General features: G+C 71.0%; 18 protein-coding genes. 11 read left to right on the top strand and 7 right to left on the bottom strand.

The annotated features are described in order from the left end of the window. Position 1: 1 nt before the first annotated feature. Positions 2 to 790, bottom strand: coding sequence for a phosphoribosylformylglycinamidine synthase subunit PurQ (locus IPL40_13955; protein MBK8482248.1), 789 nt, complete (start codon positions 788 to 790; stop codon positions 2 to 4). Continuing rightward, positions 780 to 3,800, bottom strand: coding sequence for a phosphoribosylformylglycinamidine synthase (locus IPL40_13950; protein ID MBK8482247.1), 3,021 nt, complete (start codon positions 3,798 to 3,800; stop codon positions 780 to 782). Before IPL40_13950 ends, IPL40_13955 begins: the two co-directional genes overlap by 11 nt. Before the next feature lie 160 nt (positions 3,801 to 3,960). Here IPL40_13950 and IPL40_13945 point away from each other — a divergent pair, with 160 nt between their 5' ends. Both IPL40_13945 and IPL40_13940 read left to right on the top strand, forming a co-directional pair. Further along, positions 3,961 to 5,901, top strand: coding sequence for a hypothetical protein (locus tag IPL40_13945; protein MBK8482246.1), 1,941 nt, complete (start codon positions 3,961 to 3,963; stop codon positions 5,899 to 5,901). After that, a complete protein-coding gene (locus IPL40_13940; GenBank protein ID MBK8482245.1) occupies positions 5,901 to 7,943 on the top strand; it encodes a carbon starvation protein A in 2,043 nt (680 codons plus the stop codon). The genes IPL40_13945 and IPL40_13940 overlap by 1 nt, the downstream gene beginning before the upstream one ends. Here the strand turns inward: IPL40_13940 and IPL40_13935 are convergent. Together IPL40_13935 and IPL40_13930 are read right to left on the bottom strand one after the other, a co-directional pair. Beyond that, positions 7,940 to 8,518: a hypothetical protein gene (locus tag IPL40_13935; protein MBK8482244.1), complete on the bottom strand. Its 579-nt coding sequence runs from the start codon at positions 8,516 to 8,518 to the stop codon at positions 7,940 to 7,942. The genes IPL40_13940 and IPL40_13935 overlap by 4 nt on opposite strands. Further along, complete coding sequence (locus IPL40_13930) at positions 8,508 to 8,840, bottom strand: hypothetical protein (GenBank protein ID MBK8482243.1); 333 nt, start codon at positions 8,838 to 8,840, stop codon at positions 8,508 to 8,510. The genes IPL40_13935 and IPL40_13930 overlap by 11 nt, the downstream gene beginning before the upstream one ends. 167 nt (positions 8,841 to 9,007) lie before the next feature. Between IPL40_13930 and IPL40_13925 the strand changes: the two genes are divergently transcribed. Beyond that, positions 9,008 to 9,787, top strand: coding sequence for a DNA methylase (locus IPL40_13925; GenBank protein MBK8482242.1), 780 nt, complete (start codon positions 9,008 to 9,010; stop codon positions 9,785 to 9,787). A 70-nt stretch (positions 9,788 to 9,857) separates the two neighbouring features. Here IPL40_13925 and IPL40_13920 read toward each other — a convergent pair whose 3' ends face one another. Then, positions 9,858 to 11,954, bottom strand: coding sequence for a YgiQ family radical SAM protein (locus IPL40_13920; GenBank protein MBK8482241.1), 2,097 nt, complete (start codon positions 11,952 to 11,954; stop codon positions 9,858 to 9,860). Between the two features lie 117 nt (positions 11,955 to 12,071). Between IPL40_13920 and IPL40_13915 the strand changes: the two genes are divergently transcribed. The 6 genes from IPL40_13915 to IPL40_13890 all read left to right on the top strand — a co-directional run bounded on the left by IPL40_13915 (position 12,072) and on the right by IPL40_13890 (position 19,558). Beyond that, a complete protein-coding gene (locus tag IPL40_13915) occupies positions 12,072 to 13,553 on the top strand; it encodes a hypothetical protein (GenBank protein MBK8482240.1) in 1,482 nt (493 codons plus the stop codon). After that, positions 13,550 to 14,917 carry a hypothetical protein gene (locus tag IPL40_13910; GenBank protein ID MBK8482239.1) on the top strand — a complete coding sequence of 456 codons (1,368 nt, stop codon included), beginning with the start codon at positions 13,550 to 13,552 and terminating at the stop codon, positions 14,915 to 14,917. The genes IPL40_13915 and IPL40_13910 overlap by 4 nt, the downstream gene beginning before the upstream one ends. A 277-nt stretch (positions 14,918 to 15,194) precedes the next feature. Beyond that, entirely contained in the window at positions 15,195 to 16,214 is a 1,020-nt protein-coding gene (locus IPL40_13905) for a hypothetical protein (protein MBK8482238.1), read from the top strand. 475 nt (positions 16,215 to 16,689) lie between these two features. Beyond that, positions 16,690 to 17,193 carry a hypothetical protein gene (locus tag IPL40_13900; protein ID MBK8482237.1) on the top strand — a complete coding sequence of 168 codons (504 nt, stop codon included), beginning with the start codon at positions 16,690 to 16,692 and terminating at the stop codon, positions 17,191 to 17,193. Positions 17,194 to 17,704: 511 nt separating this feature from the next. Continuing rightward, positions 17,705 to 18,220 (top strand): hypothetical protein, encoded by a 516-nt coding sequence (locus IPL40_13895; protein ID MBK8482236.1) that lies wholly within the window; start codon positions 17,705 to 17,707, stop codon positions 18,218 to 18,220. A 255-nt stretch (positions 18,221 to 18,475) separates the two neighbouring features. Continuing rightward, on the top strand, positions 18,476 to 19,558 hold the full coding sequence (locus IPL40_13890) for a hypothetical protein (GenBank protein ID MBK8482235.1): 1,083 nt from the start codon (positions 18,476 to 18,478) through the stop codon (positions 19,556 to 19,558). A 270-nt stretch (positions 19,559 to 19,828) separates the two neighbouring features. On the opposite strand, the gene IPL40_13885 is transcribed toward IPL40_13890, so the two are convergent. After that, the gene (locus IPL40_13885; protein MBK8482234.1) at positions 19,829 to 21,280 is read right to left on the bottom strand and encodes a hypothetical protein; all 1,452 of its coding nucleotides are present in this window, start codon (positions 21,278 to 21,280) and stop codon (positions 19,829 to 19,831) included. A 514-nt stretch (positions 21,281 to 21,794) separates the two neighbouring features. Here IPL40_13885 and IPL40_13880 point away from each other — a divergent pair. Continuing rightward, a complete protein-coding gene (locus IPL40_13880) occupies positions 21,795 to 23,069 on the top strand; it encodes a hypothetical protein (protein ID MBK8482233.1) in 1,275 nt (424 codons plus the stop codon). 115 nt (positions 23,070 to 23,184) lie between these two features. On the opposite strand, the gene IPL40_13875 is transcribed toward IPL40_13880, so the two are convergent. Beyond that, complete coding sequence (locus tag IPL40_13875) at positions 23,185 to 24,381, bottom strand: hypothetical protein (GenBank protein MBK8482232.1); 1,197 nt, start codon at positions 24,379 to 24,381, stop codon at positions 23,185 to 23,187. 333 nt (positions 24,382 to 24,714) lie between these two features. Here IPL40_13875 and IPL40_13870 point away from each other — a divergent pair, with 333 nt between their 5' ends. Further along, positions 24,715 to 25,356: a hypothetical protein gene (locus IPL40_13870; protein MBK8482231.1), complete on the top strand. Its 642-nt coding sequence runs from the start codon at positions 24,715 to 24,717 to the stop codon at positions 25,354 to 25,356. Positions 25,357 to 25,370 lie beyond the last annotated feature (14 nt).

Genomic DNA, 25,370 nt, shown 5'->3' with positions numbered 1-25,370 from the left:
CTCAGCGGCCGCGACAGGCCGCCACGGCGTTGACGAAGATCTGGAGCCCGTCGCCGTGGGCCGCCGCCGGACGGCGACGCCAATGCGGATGGTTCTCGGCGTAGAGGAAGGCCTCCGGATGGGGCATCAACCCAAAGATACGACCGCTCGGATCGCAGAGCCCGGCCGCCGCCGCCAGCGATCCGTTGGGGTTGGCGGGGAAGGTCTCGCTCGGCGTGCCGCTGAGGGGATCGAGGTAGCGCAGCGGGATCAACGCGGCCTCCTCGAGCCGCGCCACCAGCGCCGCAGGCGCCAGCAGGCGACCCTCGCCATGGCGCACCGGCAGCTCGAGGCGCTCTAGGCCGCGCGTGTAGAGGCAGGGCGAGTTGCCCTCGCAGCCGACGGTGACCCAGCCGTCGTAGAAGGTACCGTGACGGTTATGCGCCAGCGTGCAGCGCTGTGGCCCCAGACGACCCTCGGGGAGGAGACCGAGCCGCACCATCGTTTGGAAGCCATTGCAAATGCCGAGGACGAGCCCACCGTCGGCGATGAAGCGCTCGAGCGGCGCGGCGAGGCGGCAGCGCAGCCGGTTGGCGAGCGCGCGTCCGGCGCCGAGGTGGTCGCCGAAGGAGAAGCCGCCGGCCAGCACGAGGAGCTGGGCCCGCGCCAGGCGCTCGGGCTGGGCGATCAGATCGTTGACGTGAAGCGCGTCGACCTGTGCGCCCGCGAGGGCAAAGGCATGCGCCGTCTCGGCCTCGCAGTTGATGCCGAGACCGGTCGGGAGCAGGACATGCACGGTGCTAGACGCCACGCAGCGTCTCCCGGTAGGGCGCGCGCAAGGCCGTCAGGGGCAGGTCGATCGCGGGGCGCCGATCGCTGCCATGCGTCAGCACCAGGTGCGCCGCCGTGACGGTGAAACCGATCCGGCCCCAGGGCACGCGCCGCTCCTCGCAGAGATCCTCGAAGGTCTGCGCGCGCTCGGCGGCGACCGCGACGATGAAGCGCGAGGGGGTCTCGGCGAAGAGCAGGGCGGCAGTCGAGAGCGGGATCTCGGCGGGTGCCGCGGCGAGGTCGGCCTCGATGCCGAGGTCGGCCGCCAGCGCCATCATCGCCAGGCCGACGGCCAGACCGCCGACATGCGGGGCATGTGCAGCGACGACGAAGGCCTCGTCGATCGCCGCCTGCAAGGCGCCACAAGCCGCCTGGCACTCCGCAGCGCTCGTCCGCGGGACGTCGCGGCCGACGAGCTGCGGCCTTCCCTGTTGGCGGCCGAGCTGCGCCAGCAGGGCCGAGGCTCCGAGGGCCGGGCGGGTGGTGCCGAGCACGTAGAGCGGCGTGCCCGCGTGGGGCACGCTGAGGTCCAGCGCGCGGCGCGCGTCGTCGATCCAGCCGACGGCCGAGAGCAGCAGGGTCGGTGGAATCGAGATCTTCACGCCGCCGCGCAGCGAGTCGTTCTTCATGCTGTCTTTGCCGGAGATCAGCGGGAGGTCGAGCGCGCGGGCAGTGTCGTGGAGCGACTCGCAGCAGCGCACCAGGCCAGCGAGCTTCTGCTCGCCGTCGGGCGTCGACGCGGACTGGACAGGATCGGGCCAGCAGAAGTTGTCGAGCGCCGCCACGCGGCCGAGCTCCCCGCCAGCGGCGATGATGCGGCGCAAGACGAGGTCTGTGACCCAGCCCGCCATCGCGCCCGGATCGAGGTCGGAGAGCCGCGGTGCGATCGCGTCGGCGACGATCACGGCGCGCGCGTCCCCGTGACGCACCCGCAGGACGGCGGCGTCGGCGGGGATATCGCCCTGAGCGCCCACCAGGGGCTTGATCACCGAGAGCCCCTTGACCTCGTGGTCGTACTGCCGACACTTATCGACCTTCGCGCAGAGGTCGAGGCTGGCGAGCAGCGCCAGCAGCACCGGGCCGCAAGCGACGCGATCGAGCTCAATGCCGAGCGCGTCGAGATCGTCGCCGGGCGGCGGGGTCCAGCGCGCCCGGAGCTGCAGCTGGGGGCAGCCCTCGTGCAGGAAGGCGAGCTCCAGGTCGGCGACGAGGCGATCGGCGTAGCGCACGCGGAGGTGTCCGTCGGCGGTGAAACGGCCAATGGGCGTGGCCTCGACCTCGCGCCGCCGCGCGAGCTCCAGCAGCGCTTCGACGTGCTCTGGCGCCACCGCCAGCGTCATCCGCTCCTGCGCCTCGCTGAGCAGGATCTCCCAGGGCATCAGCCCGTCATACTTCAGCGGCGCGCGATCGAGCTCGAGCTCGGCACCGCCACTGATGCGCGCCATCTCGCCGACCGACGAGCTCAGCCCGCCCGCGCCGTTATCCGTCAGCGTGCGGTAGAGCCCGGCGTCACGCGCCTCGAGCAGCATGTCGGTCAGCCGCTTCTGGGTGATCGGGTCGCCGATCTGCACGGCGTGCGCCGGCGATGCGGCGTGGAGCGCCTCGCTGGAGAAGGTCGCGCCGTGGATCCCGTCCTTGCCGATTCGCCCGCCGATCATGACGATCACATCGCCGGGGCACACGTCCTTGCTCTCGCTCGGACGCCCGCCGATCTGCGCCGGCATCAGCCCCAGCGTGCCGCAGAAGACCAGCGGCTTGCCGATGAAGCGATCATCGAAGAGCTCGAAGCCGCGGACGTAGGGCAGCCCGCTCTGGTTGCCGCCGTCGATGACGCCCTGGTGGACGCCGTCGCGGATCCGCCGCGGATGCAGCAGGCCCGCGGGGAGGGGCGCGTCGTAGAAGGGCGAGCCGAGGCAGTAACCCCAGGTGTTGGCCAAGAGCGCCGCGCCGATGCCTGTGCCGAAGGGATCGCGGTTGACGCCGACGATGCCGGTGATCGCGCCGCCGTAAGGGTCGAGCGCGCTCGGGCTGTTATGCGTTTCGACCTTGAAGACGAGGTAGAGATCGTCAGCGATCCGCACCACGCCGGCGTTGTCGTGGAAGACCGAGACCAGCCAGTCGACGCGCTGGCCGACCTGCCGCGTGGTCTCGACGATGTAGCTGCGAAAGAGCGAATGTATCGTCTTGCTGTGACCGTGCTCGTCCGTGTAACGGATCAGCGCGTTGAAGATCTTGTGTTTGCAGTGCTCGGACCAGGTCTGCGCCAGCGCCTCGAGCTCGACATCGGTCGGCTCATTGCTCAGCCCGCTGCCCGCGCGCGCCTGAACCACCTCGGGGCGCTGATAGTAGGCGCGGATCGCCTGCAGCTCGTCGCGGCTGAGCGCCAAGGTGCGCTCGCGGCTGAGCGCCAGCAGCGCCTGGTCGTCGTCAGGCAGCGCGATCGTCTCGACCACCGGCGGCTGGCCGGTATCGGCTTGCGGCAGCCCGAGGTCGGGTGGCAGCGCGCCGTATTCGCTCGCGCTCTGGACCTCGATGCGCTCGATCAAGGGATTGGCCAGCAGCTCGACGGCGAGGCGGCGGACCTGCTCCCGCTCGAGCGTGGCGCCCCAGATCAGGTAGAGCGTCTCGGTGTAGACCTTGGGGGGCTGCGATAGCGCGGCCGGTGATCCGGCGAGCAGGTCGGCGACGAAGACGCCCGCGGTTTGCCCGACGTTATCGGTCACGCCCGGCCGCAGGCCGATCCCTACGATCCAGTCGCAGTCGGGCAGTGGTAGCGCTCCGAGCGCCGAGGCTTCGATCACCGGATCGGTCAGCGCCCCGCAGATCCGCGCGCTGGCCTCGTGGTCCAGCGCGGCGGCCAGCTTGAAGACCGAGCGGGTGCGCACACGTTCCACGGGCAGGTGGAGCAGGGTCTGCGCGCGCCGGGCGGCCGCGCTCCCGCGTGGGTCGTCGTGTTCGGGGCGAACGCCCACCTCGATGCGCACCGTCATCGCCGGCTAAACTGCCAGCGCGAGGGCCAGGGCGTCAAGGCCGCTGCGCCGGCTTTTCCCTGCGCCGGCTCGTCGCCGCTGCGGGAGCGCTGGCCCTGGTGCTGAGCGCTGACCTATAATCCCGCCCCTCGAACGCAGGACAGCCTCGAGCGCGAGGGGGGTGAACGTGGCGTCATGGAGCGCGAGGACCAAGGGCGCGAGGCCCGTCGCGCGGGCCCGCGTCGCGGCTGGCCCGGTCTCGGGGTGGTGGCTGCTGCTGGCGCTTTGCGCGCTGACCAGCGGATCCTGCAAGCGTCGGGGCGCGGTCGAAGGGCCGGCTCAACGGGCACGCGTCGCGCAGACGGCGCCGCCAGCGGAGCTGCTGGCCCACGGGGGCCTGCGCGCGCCCGGCCCGCTGCTCGATCGGATCCTGCGGCTCGTCGCCGGCGATTCACCGCTGGCGCTGGGGCGTCGACCGATCGTGCAGCTGGCGCTCGGTTTGACCGACCTCCCGGCTGCGCTGGCCGACGCGCTCGAGCTCGAGCGCCCGCTGCACTTCGCCGCCTTCGACGCGCGTCTCGGCGACCGCGCCGTGGTGGTGGCGCTCCCGATTCGCTCGGCGCGCGCCTTCGCCGAGGCGCTGCGCTCGACCCTGGAGCAACGCGGCCGCGAGGGTGAGCTGCTGCTGTGGTGGCCCAAGGGTCCCGCGGGTGGCGCCGGTCCCCTGCGCGTCTGGACCAACGAGCGGGTAGCGCTGATCGCGGGCTCGCGGCGTGCCTTCGAGCGCGGTCGTGCCTTCATCCTCGGACGCCTGGTGACGACCCCGTTGGCCGATGATCTCGTGTTGCGGCTCAACGTGCCGGCGGACGCCAAGCGCGCGCTCGATGGCCTCGTCGCCTCCGAGCTGGCGGGCGTCGATGGTCCAGGCGCCGCGGGGAATCCGCTGCTCGGCGCGGCGGTGGTCGCGGCGGCGCGCGAGCGCGCCAACGACTTCTCCAAGCACCTCAGTGGGCTCCTTGCCAGCACGAAGAGCCTCGAGCTCCGCGCCGACTTCGATGGCGCGACGCTGCGCGTCGGTGGTCGTGCCGAGGCGCGACGGGGCGGCGCGCTCGCGCGTCTGATCAAAGGGCAGCGCACGGCGGCGCCCTTCGGTGCCGGCTTGGTTGCGCCGACGACCTGGCTCTTCGCGTCGCTCAGTCGCAGGCCCGAGCCGCCGGCGCCAGGGCGCGCGCGCTCCGATTTATTGGCCGCCCTCTTCGATGGCGCGCGGCAGGCGCTGCCCGTCGCCGAGCGCGCGGCCTTCACGCAGGCCACCGAGCGCTTCCGTGCGCGCATGCTCGGTGATGCGGCGCTGGGGCTCACCGGCCCCGGGGACGGCGGCGGGCTCGCCGTGACCCTGCTGGCGCGGCTGGATGGCAGCGCGGGTGCGGCGGAGGACGTCGCGCTGATCGCCGCGGCGCTGCAGCGCGCGGCCTTCGGGCCCGCGTCGGCGGCAGCCAGCACCTCCGCCCCCAACGCGGGCTCGCGCGCCGCGACGAGCGAGCCGCTGGCGCTGGCGGGCGTCACCGGCGGCATCCTGCGCCAGGAGCCGCCCCTCAGGCGTCGCGCCCGCGCCGGAGGGATCGATCGCGCGCCAGCCGAGCCGCTCGCGGCGCTCTTCGGTGCGGCCCCAGCGCAGGTCGGTTGGCTGGTCGCCGGCGCGACCGTGGCGCTCGTCGTGGCCGGCGACGCACGCCAGGCGCTGGCGCCGATCGCCGCCGCGCTACGCGGGGGCGCAGCGGCGGCCGCGCCACCGTCGCTGGCGCAGCGTCCGGCCTTTCAGCGGGCCGCGGCGCGCGCGCCGGCGCGCGCGGGGCTGGTGTATCTGGCGACCGATGCGCTGATCGAGACGCTGAGGGTGCTCGGGCTGCCGGGGCTGCCCGAGGGGGGCGCGACGAGCGGGGCGGCGGACGCCCGCGCGGCGCTGACCCTGGATTGGGGCGTCGACGAGGCCCGCGGGTCAATCGACGGCGCGATGCAGCTGCCGATCAGCCGGCTCCTGGCGCTCAAGCCGCTGCTCAGCCAGCTCGCCACGACGATGGCTGCGCTGCGGGGGACAGCGCCGGCGCCGGCGACGCCCTGATGGCGCTGCGGACGCTGCGCCTCGCGGCCTGGGGCCTGGTGGCGCTGATCGGGGCCTGGGCCATCAGCGTGCTGGCCTGGTCGCGAGGCGAGCCGATCTCGGCGGCCCACCTCGTCGTCGCCGCGGTCTGCACCTTCAGCATCGCCTATCGCTTCTACTCACGCTTCATCGCGCTGCGGGTCCTGGCGCTCGATCCCGGCCGCGCGACGCCGGCCCTGCGCCTGCGCGACGACCGCGACTTCATCCCGACCAACCGCTGGGTCGTCTTCGGCCACCACTTCGCGGCGATCGCCGGCCCCGGGCCGCTGGTGGGCCCGATCCTGGCCGCGCAGTTCGGCTACCTGCCGGGCGCGCTTTGGATCCTGATCGGCGTCGTGCTCGGCGGCGCCGTGCAGGACTTCGTGGTGCTGGTGGCCAGCCTGCGCCGCGACGGCCGCTCGCTGGCGCGCCTGGCGCGCGACTTCCTCGGGCCCTGGGGCGCGGTCGCTGGCACGCTGGGGATCCTGTTGATTATCGTGATCCTCGTCGCGGTGCTCGGCCTCGTCGTGGTCAACGCGCTGGCCGAGAGCGCCTGGGGCACCTTCACCGTCGGCGCGACGATTCCGATCGCGCTGCTGATGGGCGTGATGATGCGCGGCGGTCAGCGGCGTGCGGTCTTGCTGGCGACGATCGTCGGGCTGCTGCTGCTGTTCGCGGCGCTATGGGGCGGTCATCTCGTCGCCGAGCACGAGGCCTGGGGGCCGGCGCTGACCCTCAGTCGCCCGCAGCTCGCCTGGCTGGTGATGGCCTACGGCCTCGCTGCCTCGGTTTTGCCCGTCTGGCTGCTGCTGGCGCCGCGGGACTACCTCTCGACCTTCGTCAAGCTCGGCACGGTCGTGCTGCTGGCGGTCGGGATCCTCGCGGTGCGGCCGATGCTCGAGCTTCCCGCGCTGACGCGCTTCACCGCCGGCGACGGTCCGATCTTCGGCGGCAAGGTCTTTCCCTTCTGCTTCATCACCATCGCCTGTGGCGCGGTCTCGGGCTTTCACGCGCTGATCGCCAGCGGGACGACGCCACGCCTGCTCGCCAGTGAGCCCGATGCCCGCATGGTCGGCTACGGCAGCATGCTGCTCGAGGCCTTCGTCGCCGTGATGGCGCTGATCGCCGCTGCCTCGCTGCCGCCCGGCCAGTACTTCGCGATCAATTCCGCGCGCCCGCTCGAGTGGATTACGGCGCAGGGCTTTCCCGTCACCGCCGCGCAGATGCAGGCGTTGGCCCAGCGGGTCGGCGAGCAGAGCGTGATCGCGCGCACCGGCGGGGCACCCTGCCTGGCGGTAGGGATGGCCGAGATCTTTCACCGCTTCCTCGGGGGCGAGTCCCTGGCCGCGCTCTGGTACCACTTCGCGATCATGTTCGAAGCGTTGTTCATCCTGACGACGCTCGATGCCGGGACGCGCGTCGGCCGCTACATCCTGCAAGACGCCCTCTCCCGTCTGACGCCGCGGCTGGCCGGCAGCGGCTGGCTGGCCAACGGGATCACCAGCGCGCTCTTCGTCGGTGCCTGGGGCTACTTCCTCTATGGTGGCGTCATCGATCCGCAGGGCGGCATCCGGGCGCTGTGGCCGCTCTTTGGCATCGCCAACCAGCTATTGGCGACGACCGCGCTGGTGATCGTCACGACGATCTGGATCCGCAGCGGTCGCGCGCGCTACGTCTGGATCACGGCGATCCCGCTCTGCTTCCTGCTCGCCGTGACCTTGACCGCCGGCCTGCAGAAGATCTTCCATCCCGATCCGCGCATCGGCTTTCTCGCCGAGGCCGCGCGGCCGGCGACGAGCGCGCTTGGCGCCTTCAACGCCCGGCTCGATGCGGCCGTCGCCGCGCTCTTTCTCGTGTTGGTGCTGACCGTGGTCGGGTCGGCGCTACGACAGTGGTACGGCGTCGCGCGCGGACGCGTGGCGCTGATCGCCGACGGGGCGGCGGCGATGGGCGGGGGCGGCGCGAGCGAGGGCGCGGTGCTCGGGGAGGTGCCCTCGGTCAACGGCCGCACGCGCTGCTGTTAGCCCGACGCGAGGCCGAAGACGAGGCCGACGCTGACGAGGCCTTGCAGCGCGGGGCCCGGAAACGAGGAGCCACGGAACAAGCCGCTCGCGGCCTCGACCCGCGCCTTCCCAGCGGGGTAGTAGGTCAGCCCGGCGATGATATGCAGCGCCAGCCGAGGACGCAGCGTCACCAGCGCGTCGCAGGCCGCGCCGGCGCCATGGCGGAGCAGGGTGTTGAAGCGATAGCTGAGGGCCGCGCCGATCCGCGCGCCGGGCGTGGGCTCGAAGAAGAGACTGAAGAGGTCGACGTTGAGCTGCGCGGTGTTGAAGAAGCGGAACGCCAAGGGATCGTCGTCGAGGTCGACGACCGTCACCAGCAAGGGTTGGTAGCCCGCGGTCGCGCGCAGGCCGATCCGCCCGAGGTCGAGCTGGGCGCCGCCTGCCACGCCCGTGAGCATGCCCGCATCGCCGACCAGCGCCAGGCGTGGTGGCGTGGCGCGCGCGGGCGGCCTTGTCGGAACTCCCCGCGCCGGCGGCGCGCCGAGCAGCAGCGCGAGGAGGGCCACGCAGCAGCGCGGCCCGGCGTTACTCCGCATTGGCGAGCTGGTCTTCTCGCTCGTCATTGCAGTCCGCCGCGCTTTCGAAGACCAGGTACTCGCTCCGACCGTGTTTGGCCGAGCAGCGGGCGAGGATCGGCTTGCCGGACCCAGCGCGCGTCGTCGCCACGCTGCACGTGTACTTCGCCTTGAGCGTCCTCAGCAGCCGCGCCTTGATCTGCTGGCACGGGGACTTCTCGATCCGCGACCAGTCGAAGGCGTACTTCGCGGCAAGCGCCGAGGTGGGCGGACTGGCGTGCAGCGCCGCCGAGAGGCAGAGAACCAGGGCGGCGGGTAGCAGCCGGCGGATGCGCGCTAACATGAGGTTGCTCCTGAGGGTGATCTTGAAGGCTTCGCGGGCAAAGGGTCGCGGGGGCCCTCCTCGTGGCGACGCGGCCTCGCCCGATCCTGATAGCTGCCGGCCCGCCCCTTCGCAAGGGCCTGCCGCAGCGCTTGAGGTCTCGTGCCGCTCGCGCGATGCTGCGGGCGATGCTGAGCGACGACGGTTCGAGACGAGGAAAGGGTCGGGGACGGGCCCCCGGTCGGGCGTTTACCAAACCCCCGCTGCGCCCGCAGGTGACGACGCTCTGGGAGTATCCGTCGCAGAACTACGGGCCCGAGGCGCAGGGCGACACGGCCTATCGCGGCGCGACGCCGAGCTATGTGATCTGGAACCTGCTGCAGCGCTATACGCGCCCGAAGGATCTCGTCGTCGACCCGATGGCGGGCAGCGGCACCACGCTCGATGTCGCCCGTGAGCTGGGGCGCCGCGCGCTCGGCTATGATCTCGCGCCGACCCGCTCCGATATCTTCCGCGTCGACGCGCGCCAGCTCCCGCCCGAGCTGAGCGCGAAGGTCGACTTCGTCTTCATCGATCCACCCTACTCGACGCACCTCGCGTACTCCGACGATCCGCGCTGCATCGGCAAGCTCGATGCGGCCGGCGACGACTACTATCGCGCGATGGAGGACGTCTTCGACGAGCTGCAGCGCGTGCTCAAGCCTGGCGGGCACCTGGCGCTCTATGTCAGCGATTCCTTCGTCAAGGGCCAGGGCTTCTACCCGATCGGCTTCGAGCTGTTCCAGCGGCTGCGCCAGCGCTTCGAGCCCGTCGATATCGTCGCCGTCGTACGTCACAATCGGACCTTGCAGCAGGGCAACTATCGCGCGGCCGCCGAGGCCGGTAACTTCTTCCTGCGCGGCTTCAACTACCTCTTCATCCTGCGCCTTGATCCCCGCCGACCCGCGGCAGCTGCAGCGCGCGGCTAGCTGCCCGCGGCGGAGTTTCCTCGGGTCGCGGCTGCGGCTCGCCCGTGGCGCGAGGAGATGCGGTCGCGCTTCAGGGCGCGCGGCGTGGCTTGGCCGCGGCCGGCGCCCCGCGGCGAGCCTGCGGGCTGGTCGGTGAAGCTGGCGTCGTCGGCAGACCGGTGTGCTGCGTCTTGAAGGGGCCAGCAGGCCGCGGTCGCAGCCCGCGCCGGCGCCCTTCGCCCGCAGTGCCCGTGCCGGCTGGCTGGTGCAGCGGAATCAGGCAGTGCTTGGCCTTGCCGATCAGCTCGCCGCGACCCATCCGCAGCAGGGCTGCGCGCAGCAGCGGCCAGTTCTCTGGGTCGTGATAGCGCAGGAAGGCCTTGTGCAGCCGGCGCTGCTTGAGCGACTTGGGCACGCTGACCTCCTCCGTGTCGCGACCCACTGGGTGCAGCGGGTTCTTGCCGCTGTGGTACATCGCCGTCGCCGTCGCCATCGGCGAGGGCAAGAAGGCCTGCACCTGATCGGCGCGGAAGCCGTGCTGCTTGAGCCAGAGCGCGAGCGCGAGCATGTCCTCGTCGGTGGTGCCGGGGTGCGCCGCGATGAAGTAGGGGATCAGGTACTGCTCCTTGTCCGCCTGCTGCGAGTAGCGGTCGAAGAGCTCCTTGAAGCGGTCGTAGCTGCCGATCCCCGGCTTCATCATCTTCGAGAGCGGACCCGCCTCCGTATGCTCGGGCGCGATCTTGAGATAGCCGCCGACGTGGTGCGTGGCCAGCTCGCGCACGTACTCGGGCGAGCGCACGGCCAGGTCGTAGCGCAGGCCCGAGGCGACCAAGATCTTCTTTACCCCCGGCAGCGCGCGCGCCTGGCGATAAAGCCCGATCAGGGCGCTGTGATCCGTGTCGAGGTTCTTGCAGATCACCGGGTAGACGCAGGAGGGTCGTCGGCAGCTGGCCTCGACCGCCGGATCCTTGCAGCCGAGGCGATACATGTTCGCCGTCGGCCCACCGAGGTCCGAGATCACGCCCGTGAAGGCCGGCGAGGTGTCGCGGATCGCCTCGATCTCGCGCAAGATCGACTGCTGGGAGCGGCTCTGGATCACGCGCCCCTCATGCTCGGTGATCGAGCAGAAGCTGCAGCCGCCAAAGCAGCCGCGCATGATCGTCACCGAGTGTTGAATCATCTCGAAGGCGGGGATCTTCGCGTGGCCGTAGCTGCGATGGGGCCGGCGGCTGTAGGGCAGGCCATAGACCCCGTCCATCTCCTTGGTCGTCAGCGGCAGCGGAGGCGGGTTGAGCCAGAGCAGGCGATCGCCGTGCGCCTGCACCAGCGCCCGCGCGTTGCCCGGATTGGTCTCACGGTGCAGCGTCCGCGAGGCGTGCGCGTAGAGCACGCGGTCGTCGCGTAGCTGCTCGAAGGAGGGCAGCCGCAGCGCGCTGCGGGCGGCGTCGGCGGGCAGCGCCCGCGCGCTCGGCGCGTCGGCGCGCGTCGCGTCGAGGACCGTCCAGTCGGTGGGCAGGCTGCTGCGCACGAAGGCGGTTCCACGAATATCGTCGAGCGCGCTGATGCGCTGGCCGGCGGCGAGCCGATGGGCGAGGGCGACGACCTGCCGCTCGCCGTTGCCGTAGACCAAGAGATCGGCCTTGGCGTCGAGGAGCACCGAGCGCCGCACCTTCTCGGACCAGTAGTCGTAGTGCGCGACACGGCGCAGGCTGGCCTCGATGCCGCCGAGGACGATCGGCACCTCGGCGAAGGCCTCGCGACAGCGCTGCGCGTAGACGAGCACGCAGCGGTCGGGGCGCTGGTGGGGCGCGCCCTCGGGCGTATAGGCGTCGTTGGAGCGGATGCGACGGTCGGAGGTGTAGCGGTTGACCATCGAGTCCATGTTGCCGCCGGTCACGCCGAAGAAGAGCTTCGGCTGCCCCAGGCGCGCGAAGTCCTCGGCGCTCTGCCAGCGCGGCTGCGCGAGGATGCCGACGCGAAAGCCCTGCGCTTCGAGCAGCCGGCCGATCAGCGCCATGCCGAAGCTCGGGTGATCGACGTAGGCGTCGCCCGTGACCAGCACGACGTCGCAGGCGTCCCAGCCGAGCGCGTCCATCTCCGCGCGCGACATCGGTAGCTGCGGCGCGACGCCGAAGCGCTTCGCCCAGTGCTGGCGATAGGAGAAGATATCGGGTGCGGCGGCACGCATGGCTCGGGGCTCCAAGCTTGGCTCTCGGCCTTGTAGCGCGTTCAGGGGCAGGAGACGAGCGCGCGTGGGGCCGTATTCGCGCATGGCGCCGCTTTCGCGGCTAGACTGCCGGCGGCGATGGGAGCTCGGTGGCGCAGCGTCGGTGGGATGGGGTCGAGTCGCCCGCTCTGGGTCATCGGCGCGCTCTTGCCCTGGATCGTGTGTTCCGCGCCGCGGGCGCTGGCCTACGACTTCGAGGTCCAAACGCGCAGCGAGGCCCAGGGCTACCAGCTCCGGCGCTATTTCCGCGATGGCCTGACCTTCGTCAACCGCCTGCGTTTCGCCCAATACCTCGGGTTGCGGGTCTACAACCTGATCGACGTCGACCCCGTCGCGGCGCGGCGCCGCGGGCGACCGCCGGCCCTGGTCTTTGTCCATGCCCACCTGCGCTTCCATACCGACTTCGGCGCCTTCGCTCCGGACACGGCTGCCGGGGCTCGCGCGGTCCACGAGCTGCGCGAGGATCGCTTCGAGCTGCTGCTGGGCGCGGTCGAAGCGCGCCACCTCTTGGGCTGGGTCGACCTCAGCCTGGGGCGCCAGCTCGACACGGAGCTCTTCGACTTCTTCGCCTACGACGGGCTGCGCGCGCGCGTCAGCACGCCCTATTGGGTCTACGTCGAGACCTGCCTCGGCGCCCAGGTCCGGCGCGCCGACCCCTTCGGCCTGGCGGTCTTCCAGACCGACGGGACCAGCGGGGACACCGCCGCCGAAAGGGCGTGGATGCCGACCTTCGGCCTCGCGCTTGGGCTCGACGAGCGCGCGCCGATCGAGCTGCGGCTCGCCTATCGCGGGGTCGCCTCGCGCGCCGCCGCGACGCCCTTCGGCCGCCCCGAGACCCTGCCGCGACGCTGGGGCCTCGACGAGGAGTTGGTCTTCGTGCATGCGGCCGTCGCGCCCGGGCGCTGGGACAGCCGACTCGCCGCCGGGCTGCGCTACAACCTGCTGGTCGCCCAGCTCGACGAGCTGCACCTCGAGGCGACGCAGGGCCTCGGCCGCCGGTATCAGGCGGCCCTCGAGCTGCTGCAAAGCCGGCCGCACTTCGACGGCGACTCGATCTTCAACGTCTTCGCCACCGAGCCCTTCAGCGAGGCGGCGGGCCGCTTTCGCTGGCGGCCCGAGTCGGCGTTGGACCTCGAGGCGCGCGCCGGCTACCGCTGGGTCTGGCGCGCCGCCGACGAGCGCGGTGAGGTCGCGCCGGGATCCCTGTCCCTATCGGCGCTGGCGCGCTGGCAGGCCGAGCGCCTGGCCTCGACCCTCGAACTCTACTACCTCGACGGCTTTGGGGGCTTGCGCCTCGGCGGTGACCTCTTTGGCCGCTGGTGGTCGCCGCGCTGGGTCTTCGGGCGGCGCCTGGCGTTGGAGGGGCGCGCCTCGATCGTGCGCCTCGACGGCCTTGCGCCCGGCGCCGCGGCCGTGACCAACTTCGGCCTCCAGGCGGGGCTCCGCGTGCGGCTCTTGCCGGCGGTCTGGGCGCAGCTCCTGGTGGAGGATAACGTCAGCCGGTTGCAGGACAGCGCGCTGCGCGTGCTCGGCGTGCTGGATATGAGCTTTGCCCCATGATCAGCGCGATGATCCCCATCCGACGCCAGCGCCAGCGCGCCGGATCGCCAGCAAGGGCCTCTTTGGGCTTGCTCGCGCGCTTGCGCGTGCGCTTGCTCGTGCCCGTGCGCATGGCCAGCAGCGTCGCGCTCGCCCTGCTTTGGGGCGCGGCCTTGCCCGCGCGCGCCTCCGACCGGAGCTCCGTGCTTTACCCCCCGAGGTCGACGACGCTGCGCTTCGACCACGCGCGCCACGCCGCCGTGCGCTGTGAGCGCTGCCATCGCGGGATGCTCCAGGCGGAGGAGGGCATGCGCGACGATCACTTCCCCCGCGAGGCCGTCTGCCGCCCCTGCCACGGCGCGATCACCCGCCCGAGCGCCGCGGCCACGCCCGGCGCGGCGGCGGCCCCCCCTGCCGCGGCAACGGAGGGCTGCCGCCATTGCCACCCAGGCCTGGAGGGGCACGCCAGCCCCCCGCGCCCCTGGCGCCCGCGCTCGCGCCTGCGCTTTTCGCACGCCCTCCACGCAGCCCAGGCGATCGACTGCGGCGGCTGCCATCGCTTCCCGGCGGCCGCTGCGCCTGCTGCCACGGCGTCGACCGCAGGAGCGACCGCGCGCGGGGCGCCGACCACTCCGAGCGCGGCCAGCTCCGCGGCGGCCGCGGCGCCCTATCCGCGCATGGCCACCTGCACCGGCTGCCACGCCAGGCAGCAGGTCACGAATCGGTGCGGCAGCTGCCATCTGACGCAGAAGGACGGTCGGCTGATCACGCGCTTCGGCGCCGAGGCGCTCGTGCCGGCGACGATCAGCCGCGGCGACGCCCACGGGCCGCTCTTTTCGCGCCAGCATGCGGCGGCCGCGCGCGCGGGTCGCGATCGCTGCCTGAGCTGCCATCTGGAGCGCGACTGCTTGAGCTGCCACGCCGGCCTCGTGCGACCGATGAGCATCCATGGCGGCGACTACCTGACGGCGCATGCCATCGACGCCCGGCGCGACCAGCCGCGCTGCGCGAGCTGCCATCGCGCCCAGAGCTTCTGCCTGAGCTGCCACCTGCGCCTCGGCGTCGCCCAGGGCAGCAGCCCGCCCACGGCGTTCCGCCCGGACACGGGCAGGGCCTTCCATCCGCCCGGCTTCAACGCCGCCCAGCGGGGACCCGCGCACCACGCCGCGAAGGCCCGGCGCAACGTCGCCGCCTGTGCCAGCTGCCATACCGAGCAGACCTGCCTCGCTTGCCATGCCGACAGCGCCCGCGGAGGTGGGGGATTCTCCCCCCATGGCCCCGGCTTCGCCCATTCCGCCCGCTGCGCCGCGCTCGCCCGCCGCAACCCCCGCGTCTGCGTCCGATGCCACGCCAGCGCCGACGCGGCCCGGAGCTGCGAGAACTAGCCCCAGACGGCCCTGGGGCGTGCTTCCGGCGGCGACCGGTCGACGAGATCGGGCGCGTGGCGCGGCCGATCGCGCGCGCGGCCCCGCACCTGCTGGCTTGATCGACTGCTGACCTGGCCACCGCGGTCGAGGCGAATGAGGTCGATTGACCCTAGATCCGAGGGGGTGGCTGCATGCACAAGGTATCGATATGTAAGGTTTTCGATCTCGGCACGCCTCGTGCTTATTCAGGCACCGTCGACGCGGCGCAATCAGCCGCCGGCAGGAGGATAGGGAAATGAGAACCTGGTCGTTGCGAAACGTGAAGAGTCCCCGAGTCGCCCTGGCCACGGCGCTGGCCTTCGGCCTCGCGGGCTGCGGTGGCGTTGGCGCGATCGGCGAGCAGCAGCCCAATGGCAGCGGCGGGGTGCTGGCCCAGCGCGAATATAACGGCGCCATCTACGCGACACCGACCGACAACGGCAAGGTCGTCTTCGAGACCGAGGAGGACGATGGCCAGGTCCTCGTCACCTGGGGCAAGCTCCAGGTCGGCGACCGGGTGGCGATGGGCTGGATGGGCAAGCTCTACGAGTACAACCACAGCGGCGAGGCCAAGGCGGTCCAGTCGAGCGCGGTGGATGAGAAGCTCGTGGTCGGCGGGGTCGTCCAGCCGGGTGCCAGCGTCGGTCTCGTCCGCTACATGCAGGGCACCCATGAGGTGCCGGCGATGCTGACGGTGCACAGCTTCGACGCCGCTACCGGCATCGTCAGCTACAGCGTCACCGTCTGTAACAACGGCGACCTGACCTGCGACGCGCCGGCCCAGCCGCAGATCCAGCAGGCGGCCCTCAACACGGCCGTCTCGCTCGAGCAGATCTACAAGCTCGGCTTTGGCAGGGATCAGAGCCAGAGCGCCAGTCCCCGCCTGATCTTCGGCCTGATGCGCACCGACGGCATCCTCGAGGGTTGTGGCGGTGGCGACAGCCCCTGTGGCCCGACGCCGACGCCGACGCCGACGCCGACGCCGACGCCGACCCCCACGCCGACGCCGACGCCAACGCCAAGCCCCACGCCGACCCCCACGCCGACGCCGAGCCCCACGCCGACGCCGACGCCGAGCCCCACGCCGACGCCGACCCCCACGGCCACGCCGACGCCGACGCCGACCCCCACGCCGCCGCCCGCGTCGAATGACGACGACGACAACAGCTCGATCGTCCCCTGGCTGCTAGGTGCCGCGGCCGTTGGCTTCGTGGCCTGGTGCTTCTGGGGCGACGCCTGCAACAACGATGAGCAGCATGTGGCGGCGGTGCGATGAAATCCCCGCCTCCGATCGGGTTCTCAGTGGACGATCAAGACTCGATCCCTACGATGCGACGGTTACTGCCGGCCCCGCACCCAAGGGGAAGTAAGGACGATACGGCCCCAGGGGGGGTGATTTCCCTCCACGCGATTTCGCTGCCAGGTCCCGCTCTCCATGTCCGCGGCCTCTTCGAGCCTCCAGGGTCCGCGTCGCTCGCCCGTGGCTTGACACACTGAGCAGCAGACCGCTCCCGGACACGCCTGTCCCCTCCTTCGCGCGTCGGCGCTGCCTTGTCCCTCGACTTCCAAGTCGACTGCGCGCTGCCCTGTCCGGCATACCGTGATTCCCCAGCGTGCCGAGGGGAGTGACGAGAGCAGCCGGGCGGCCGCCGTTGCCGCCGATGACTGATTTCTGTTCCGTCTTAATAAACGTAAAGGACAGCGATTTCAGAGCTCCATCACTGGCTCGATGTTTGCATAAACGCGTGCGCATGGTGAAATCGCACACCATCGGACAGACGCGCTCGTGTCACGGCCCCGAGTCAACGGCACCGCTGATGATGCCTGGGTCGCGCGGCGTTCTGTTCGGTCGGGGTGCGTCGGTCGACTGGTTGCGGCGTGTCGTGGCGACGGTCGTCCTCTGCTCCGTCAGCTTCCCAAGCCTTTCCGACGCTAAGCTTTTTACCTCTATCGCTGCGGCCAAGGCTGTTATTGGTCGCCGCACCGGCCTTTACGGTGCCGCTGCGATGATCGCGCTTGGTGTCGCCCAACCGTCTCACCCCGCTGAGTTCGGGCGTGTCGGTGGTGCGAGCAGTCCGCTTCTGGAGATCGTCCAACCGAGCGGTTCACCTCCGGCCTTCCACCGCGCGCCGGACGGCAGCCCGCACATGCCTGAGCAATATCGATCCGTGCTCCACTACTTGGACAGCCACCCGAGATTTCCCGTGGAGATTGGGCAATTCCTTGGTCAACGCAAATTGGCGAAGCTGAGCTAAGGGCGAGGGCTCCAGACGCGGGCGGCAAATCGCCTTCTGGCCGGCCTGACGCGCACGGTGTAGGTTCTGTACTTACACAACAGCAGATGCTTGACTTGGCTTGGCCTCGGTATCCTGCCAACCGTAGCGGTGGGAAGGTGGTTGTGCCGGGGGTGCTTGTGATGCTTCCTCCCACTCCCGGCGACGGTATCGTTGTCGACCTCGGCGCCTCGCGTGCGTACGTTCCCCTGAGAGACGGTGCAGTCCATGCGTTTCTTGTGGGGCAGGGTGGGCCGAGGACGCCGACCAAGCCGGGCGTTTATAGCTTGGGCGAGCGCCGCGATAACCCGCCCTGGAGCCTCCCTCGAAACGGAGACCTCGCGAAGTCTCTGGCGGCCAGCGGGCGAATGCCGGCGAGGACCGAGGTCGAGGGCGGTGACCCGGAGAACTACCCCTTGGGATGGCGAGCGTCTCTTTTGCACCGGATGGCAGGGACACCCTTATGCGATTTCACACGCCGAAGCCGAGCGCCTTGGCCTCGATTCCGAAGGAAAGGCATGCGTTGAGGCAGAAAGTTGCCGGCCTCGGTTGGTATTCCTACGAGGAGGCTGGCGCCACCGATAACGCGGCGGGAGACACGGTGTTGCGAGCGGGCCTCAGCGGGGCTTGCATCCGTTTCGACCCGGAGGATCTTGACGGGTTGGCGAGTGCAATCGAGGCGAAGCGAGCCGAGATGGGGCGCGAGCAAGGATCCGCCGGTCGGGCTGGGGCTCGCGGCGGGAAGAAGCTTCCAGTCTACATCGTAAATGCCCCGGTCAAGATCGCGTGGGTGACGATAGGCGACAAGACGGAGGGGGACAGGGACGGCCACCTCTGGCTGCAAGTGGATCCCGTGCCGGGAGGACAACCGGCCCCCAACTTCGCTGAGGAACTTGACCGTATCAAGGCCGTCGCGGTTGCGCGTGGGCTGGATTGGAACAAGATCGCGGGCCGCGTGCAGGAAGTCCTCGACCGGTCGACAGGCGTGCCCACCCGCATAACTGAATAGGTTCACGCCAGCAGGCCCAGCAGGCCCGACCGGGGGTTCGTTTTCTGCTTCATCGCTGGGGCTTGCTTAGCCACTGGGGCTTGCTCACCGTAGGTTGGTGGCCGCCTGGCATGCAGCGGTCGGGTCTGATGTCCCCAGACCTGCTCTCGTTTGAGACTGTAAGCGCCTGAAATCATTGCGTTCATGACATGGCACGCGTCGTGCTTTATGCTACCTCGGCCGCCCACGATGGAGGCGGCGCTGGGGAGGCGGATCATGAATTCGAGGTTTGGACGGCGGGGTGTGGAGCGGCTGCTGCGGGCGAGCGCGGTCCTGCTGGCGGCTGTGGCGATCAGCGCCTGCGGGGCCGTCGGGGCGATTGACGAGCAGCTCCCTGGTGGCGGCGACGAGGCCCTCGCCCAACGCGCCCTGACGGCTGGCCTGCAGGCCAGCCCGAGCGGGGATCGCGTCATGTTTCGCACCGAGGCCCTCGATGGTGCCAGGCTCGTGGCCTGGGCCAAGCTCCAGACGGATGACATCGTTGCCTTCGGCTGGATCGGCCGCGTTTTCCGCTATCAACATGCGGGGGTGGCCGAGCTGCTGCAGTCGCGCGCCGATCAGGCGGAGCTGGTGGTGGCAGGGTCGGTGGCCGCCGGGGCCCAGATCGGACTGCCGCACTTCCAGCAGGGTGAGACGATCGCGCCGCAGGTGCTGATCATCCACGGCCTCGACCCCGCGACGCATAAGGTCCGCTACAGCATCACGGCCTGCGCCAACGACGCCTGCGACGCCCCGATCGCCCCGACCATCCTGGAGGCCGCGCTCGACACGCCGATTGACCTCGAGGGTCGCTATCGCCTTGGCTTTCAGGCCAACGCCGCCGCGCCGAATGGCGCCGGGGTGATCTTCGGACTGAGCCGGACGGATGGCCGCATCCAGGGCTGTGGCAGCGAGACGCTCGAGCAGTGCAGGGCGCCGAGTGCGGCCGCGAGCCCCGTGCCCGTGGCGAGCCCCGTGCCGGCGGCGGCCGCCCCGGTCGAGTCGACGCCAGCGGCGTCGCCAGCGCCCGCCGCACAGCCAGCCAGCACCGAGCCCACGGCGGTGAGCCCGGCCGCGGCGCCCGCGCCCCAGGCGCCGGCGAGCAAGGACGACGATGACGACGGCATTTCGAAGTGGCTGCCCTGGATTGCCGGCGCTGCAGTGGTCGGACTCGGGGTGTACGGCTACATCGTTTCGCAGCCTGCGCAGGCACCGGTTGAGAACCGCGTAGAGAAGTGCTCCTCAGACTGTGCCAGCCGCTACGCCGCACGCGCGCTTGAGCAGTGCTACGCTGGGTGCGGATACTACCCGATGCCGTAGTCTTGTGGCACTCGGACCTCTCCCTGTGCCTGAGGTTGCTCGGGTTGAGGTTGCTCGACGTTCCTCAAGACCCCGTGCACTCCCGCCCGTCGACCAGCGGCGGCGCGCGCCACCCGGGCCGCGCTCGCCTATCACAGCGGACTCGTTACCCCGGTGCCCTAGCGGCCCAGCCTGCGCCAGTCTGGTTGCGTCCGCGGATCCACTCTGCGTCCGCGGATCCACTCTGGTTGTGCCCGACGATGGTGTGGCGAGGATCGGGCCGGCGGGCGATTAGCGGTGGTGGCCGGCGACGGTGAGGTAGGGCGTGGGTCGCTGCACGCGCTCCCTCGGCGCGAATTGCCCGAGAGCTCCGGCGTTGGGCACGACGATATCCGCGTGGTGGTAGGCGTGCAGGGCCAGCAGGCTCGGGGTGCCGGGGGCGCCCTGCGTCGGAGGGCCCCAGGGGCCACGCGTCTGCCGGAGCTGGCCGTCGATGGCGCGAAGCTCCGACCGCAAATCGCCTAGCTCGCGCGGCTGCTCGGCTGCAAGAGGAAGCTCGCCGATCGCGATCCTGCTGGTCGCGCCAGCCCGGCCACGGCGGCGGATGGCCTGCGCCTGGCGCGAGAGGCCCAGCTTGTGCTCGAGCTTCTGGCAGGTTTCGACGAGGGTCGCCCTTCGCTCCAGGAGGCCTCGGTTGGCGCGCTCCCAGGCTTGGTCCTCGCCGATCTCGGGAACGACCGCGACGGTGCGCAACCCGGCGCGCTGCGGCGCGGCTCCGTCCTGGCCGAGATCGTCGCCGACGTAGAGCATCGCGGTTGGGTCGATGCGAAGGGCCCGCGCGAGCCAGCCGATGCTGCCGTGGCGATAGACGCGAGGGCCGCTCAGGGGCGCTTCGGCGCTGATGGGTTCGAAGCGGTCGCTCGCTCCGGCGACCAGCTGCTCTGGTGCGAGACCCTCGGCGAAGAAGCCAGGCTTGCGGGCCTCGACGACCACGAGCTCGAAGAGCTGGCGCCACGCCCCGCCGTAGAAGTCCGACATGGCGGCCTGCACAAAGGGCCAGGAGGAGTTGGTGATCAGCGCCCGCTGGCGCCCCGCCTGGCCCCAGGCCTGAAGCATGCTCGTGGCGTCCTCCAGCGCGCGCTCCGTCTCACGCCCTGCGAGCCGGTAGCGCGAGGGATCCTTCATGATCTCGAGCTTGAGGCGCTGGGCATCGCCGTTGGCATAGTCGACCGCGCGATTGGCCAGGTCGTAGAGGGCCTCGAAGGGCAGCGCCGCGAACGCACCGCGCTTGCGGGCCCGCAGATCGCAGAGGCGCTGAAAGAGCTGCACGCGCGCCATGTCGAAGGGGCTGTTGACCAGCAGAAAGCGCCCATCGTCCCGGCTGCTCGGCTGCTCGACCTCGAGCGGCCGATTGCCGTAGACGTGCTCGGCGACCTCCTGCAGCCGACGCGGGCGGAGCATCGTGGTGCCGAGGGCGATCTGCACGGGGAGGCGATGGGCGTCGAGTTTGAGCACGTATCCCGTCTGCTTGTCGGCCACGAGGCCGCGAATCGTGTGCGGGGCGTAGCGCCAGTGGGCGAAGACCGCTGGGGACACGCCCATCGCTCCTGCCAAGGCGAGCAGCTGGCCCCGCGCGAGCTCGAAGATCGTGCTCTCCCATCGGTGCGGATCCCAAATCGCCAGCGTGGCGTCCTGATCCGCCGCGAGAAGCCGGATGCGCGCCAGATCGATCGCCCGATTCACATAGACAGCCGCGCCCTCGGCGGGGCCGACATCGATCGCTTTCGGCTGAGCAGGAGCCCTTGGAGCGGGAATCTGCCGTCGAGATCCGTCCTCGGCGCGCGCGTCCTGGGCCGGCCAGGCGAGCACCGCGACAAGCGCGAGCGCTGCCCGGCCTGAGCTCCCGCATCGATGGTGCGAACTAGCGGAGAACTGAGAGCAAAGGGAGGCGCGGGGGTGTTTCAGGTTGCCAAACGGGCGGGGTAAGTGAGGATCCGTCCTCAGCATCTGGTTCCAGCTTGTAGCGCAGGAGAGGTGCTGAGGGAAGCGCCAAATGGCTGAGTCGGGTGCCAACGACGCGCTCCGAGGCTTGTACTGCTCGGGTGAAGGCGCAATAGATGGGCGGCGGCTCGTTTGTGGCGCCGGCGTGCGTGGTCGCGTTGGGTGGGAGTGGGGGAGGCGCGTTGAGGGTGGGGGACGGGAGTTGACCATGTGCAGTGCTGCGCGGCGCGGGCGATCCGCGCTCCTGACCAGGGTTGTGCCGTTCGGACTGCTCAGCGGGCCGCTGCTGGGGACCCTGCTGAGCTTGCTCGCGGCGCCCGCCTGGGCCGCTGACGATCGCGATCCATCCGCCGCACGCGTCGCTGGGCAGTTCGCCGCGCATGACGCGCCGATCGTCGCGCTGGACGACGCGCTGAACGCGCACGTGCACCTGGGGGGCGTGCTCTCGGGATCCGAGCTGATCGCCTTGGCGCGACGCGAGGGCGGGCTGGCTGCGGGGATCGAGGCCTTGGCCCTCGGCGGCGGTAGCTTCGAGGCGCAGGTGCGCACGGCCTCCAGGCTGCTGACGGCCAGCGCCCACTACGACCACTTCGCGCTCTACGGCCTGCGCGGGCGTTTCATCAGGGCGGCCTTCCCCGGCGCGCGCTATGGCATCTGGCTCGCCGCCGCGCTGCACGAGCTGCGTTTACAGGCGCGGCGCACGCTGGTGGCCGAGGGCGCCGACGACGCCGAACGCGCGATTCTGACGGCGCGGCAGCGGGGCCTCTCGCTCGACGGCATCGGGTTTCTGCTCTCCGAGCGGCGGCCGCGCTCGCGTGACGCCAAGGCTTCCGCGCGGGTGCTGCGCCGCTTTCCCGACGAGGTGCTGGGGTTGAATCTGCACGGGCCCGAGGCCGGGGCCGAGGTCGGGGCGCTGCACGCGGGCCTCGATCAGCTCCTGCGTCACCGACCCCGGGGCTACTTCCTGCTGCATGCCGGCGAGCTCGACACGCGCAACGGGGGCCGACATAGCGTCAATAGCTACCTCGCCGCGCTGGCGCAGCGCGCGGGCAGCGACAGGCTCGTGGGCAAGACGGGGGGGGTTCGGCCCATCGTCGCCCACGCGGCGCACATCGCCGACCCCGCGCAGGCCCGCGCGGACCTGGAGCGTGCGGCCAGGCAGGGGCTCGTGATCACCCTCAATCCGCAGCCGCTGGCGAACCTCGCCTACGCCACCGTGGAGAGGGCCGAGCAGATCGCGGTCGTCGGGCTCGGTTGGCCGCACGTGGCCTTTGGGACCGACAACGTCGGTTCCTTCGCGCTTAATCGCTGGAGCACGCGCTTGCTGCTGGCCGGCCGACCCGAGGTCGTCACGCGGCGGGTCGCAGCCGCGGTCGCTCGCATCCACGCGGGTTGGCCGAGCCTTCAGGCCTTCATGGAGCGGGTCGACGCCAACGGCGACCGCCGACGCTCGCCCGAATGTCCGGGCCTGGGTGCCGCGCTGCGACGCGGGGCGCCCTCGCGCAGCGACAGCACGCCCAGCACGCACTGAGGCCAGTTTCCTGTGGGAGCGGGTGCTTGGACGCCGCGCGGCTGGACGCTGTCTTTGGCGCCGCGAGGGCCCCCAGGCCGATTCGCGACGCGGACGCAGACCCCCGTCTCCGTGCTCAGAGCCTGCCGGGCGATGCTGCCGCGGAAGGGCGCGATCCGTAGCCCTGCGCTCGCAGGCCGTCGCGGGCCCGCAGCGTGGCCTGCCAGGCCCTGGCGGAGGTCCGACCGACCGCGGCCGGGAAGGTGCGCAGGCGATCGACGCCGTGCTTCAGCCAATCCTCCGCGCGGCCCTTATACGTCGCGTGCGCCGTGGTCAGCTTGGTGGTCAGCCGCTCCCAGCGCTCCGAGGCGAAGAGCCGTGGATGGGAGACGATGAAGCCGAGGTTGGGGCTCATCGGCAGGAAGGGAAGGGGCACGATATAGAGCCCAAAGAGACCTCGGGCTTCGCCCCGGCCGATGAAGATCGCGAAGGCCTGGTGGACGACCAGCCCGACGAAGGGCGCGCCGTGCTGCGGATGCTCCGTGGCGGCGATGAAATAGCCGAGCGAGACGCCCGCGAAGCCGAAGCGCTTGAACTTGTCGTAGCCGCGCCCGACGAGGCCGCGCGACGGCGCCGCCGGAGCATTCGGTTCCGCCGCTGGCCGCTCGGCCTCGCTTGCGGTGCGGTTCGTGGCGAGCAAGCGCTCCCAGGGTGCTGGGGCTGCGGGCTCGGCCTGCGCGGGCTCGGCTTGGTCAGCGCCGCTCGCCGCTGCGGGGGCGGGTGTCCTGCGCTGCGGCGCCCGCGGGAAGATGGCGACCTCGGCGAGGGGGCACGAAAGAAAGGTGGAGGTCGTCAGGTGCGATTCGACGTGGCCCTTCGGCGTCGACAGGATCGTGTCGATGCTGGCCTGCGCGTGCCCGAGCCCGATGGATCCCAGCGAGAGCCCGCCGGAGAGCTGCAGGGTCAGACCGTCGAGCGAAAAGCTGCCGAGCTTCAGCTTGCCGACCCACTCGCCGATCGGCTCGAGACGCCGCTGCTCCCAATCGCGCAGCCCCGCGATGAAGCCGGCCTTCGGTGCTTCGGCGGTTGGGGGCTCGGGCTCCGTCGCGTCGACAGCATCCGTTCTTGCCAGCGCGGGTGCGACCAGCAGGAGCAGGGGCAGCCAGAGCGCGCACCACGAAAGGGCGTGGCGGCCCTGGGCGCGCCCGGCTCGCCGCGCCGCTGGGCCTCGCGAACGAATGCCCCTAGAACGAGCGCCCCGATAACGAAAGTCGCGATGAACCACACCAGCCCCCCCCGCAACGCCCTCCGCAGCCCGGTCCTTATGGCTCATGCGTGTGGTGGCTGGCAATGGTTTCCGCGGCGGGGCTCCAGCGCCGGCGCGCCGAAGCTGAGCCTTGCCGGGGCCGGTGGTCCCCGGTTGGTGGGGGCAGGCACCCCGCCTATTGAGAGGTCACGCGCTGCGGCGCGTTACATCGTTGCGCTTTTGAGCCGCGCGCCGTCTGGCACACCGCGTGCTTTCGCCCGTGGCCGCGCGGCGTGGTGGCCCGGGAGCAAGGGCTCGTGGGAGCGCTGCGCAGGAGAGTTCGACGGTCGTTCAGCGACCCAAGAGCCCCCAAGAGCCCCCAAGAGCCCCCAAGAGCCCCCAACAGCCAAGGAGGAACCGATGCATCGACCCATTGATCGTTCGCACGCTCTCAACACAGTGCTCGCCCTGAGCTGCCTCACCCTGCTGGCAGGCGGTTGCGGCGGCGATCGTGCCGGTGAGATCGACCCGATCGATCGGCAACTCCAGGCGCTCGAGCGGGCGCTGCCCGGCAAGACTGGCGACCAACTCGCTGGCCTTTGCCTCGACTACGCCTCGATCTGCGAGCGCGCCGCGGGCATTTGTCTCAGCGTCGAGTCGGCGGCGCTCGAGCGGCGCTGTCAGGCCATCAGCGGGCGCTGCGAGAGCAATCTCTCGGGCTTTTGCACGCGGGCGCCGACCCGTCGCGACGCGAGCGCTGGCTACGACGCCGGGGTGTCGCCGGACGCGAGCGCTGGCTACGACGCCGGGGTGTCGCGGGACGCGACCAGCAGCGCCGATAGCGCCGTCAGTCGCGACAGTGGCTTTGTAAATTGTCGACCGCTCGTCGCCCGTGGCGTGGGGGACTGCGGGATCCTCTTCGGCTTCGCGCTTGAGACGCCTGGCTTTGGCACGTGCATGCCGGTGATTGGTTGCAGCTGTGCAGGGCCGGACTGCGGGCGCCTGTTTATGGACTGGTTTGAGTGCGACTTGGTGGCGAGGCGTTGCCAATACGCCTACTGAGCCGTCGACAGAGC

It is taken from the genome of Pseudomonadota bacterium (genome assembly GCA_016711215.1).
GTDB lineage: Bacteria > Myxococcota_A > Polyangia.
The sequence above is the reverse complement of the archived record's forward strand: the minus strand, read 5'-3'. Positions and strand labels throughout refer to the sequence as shown.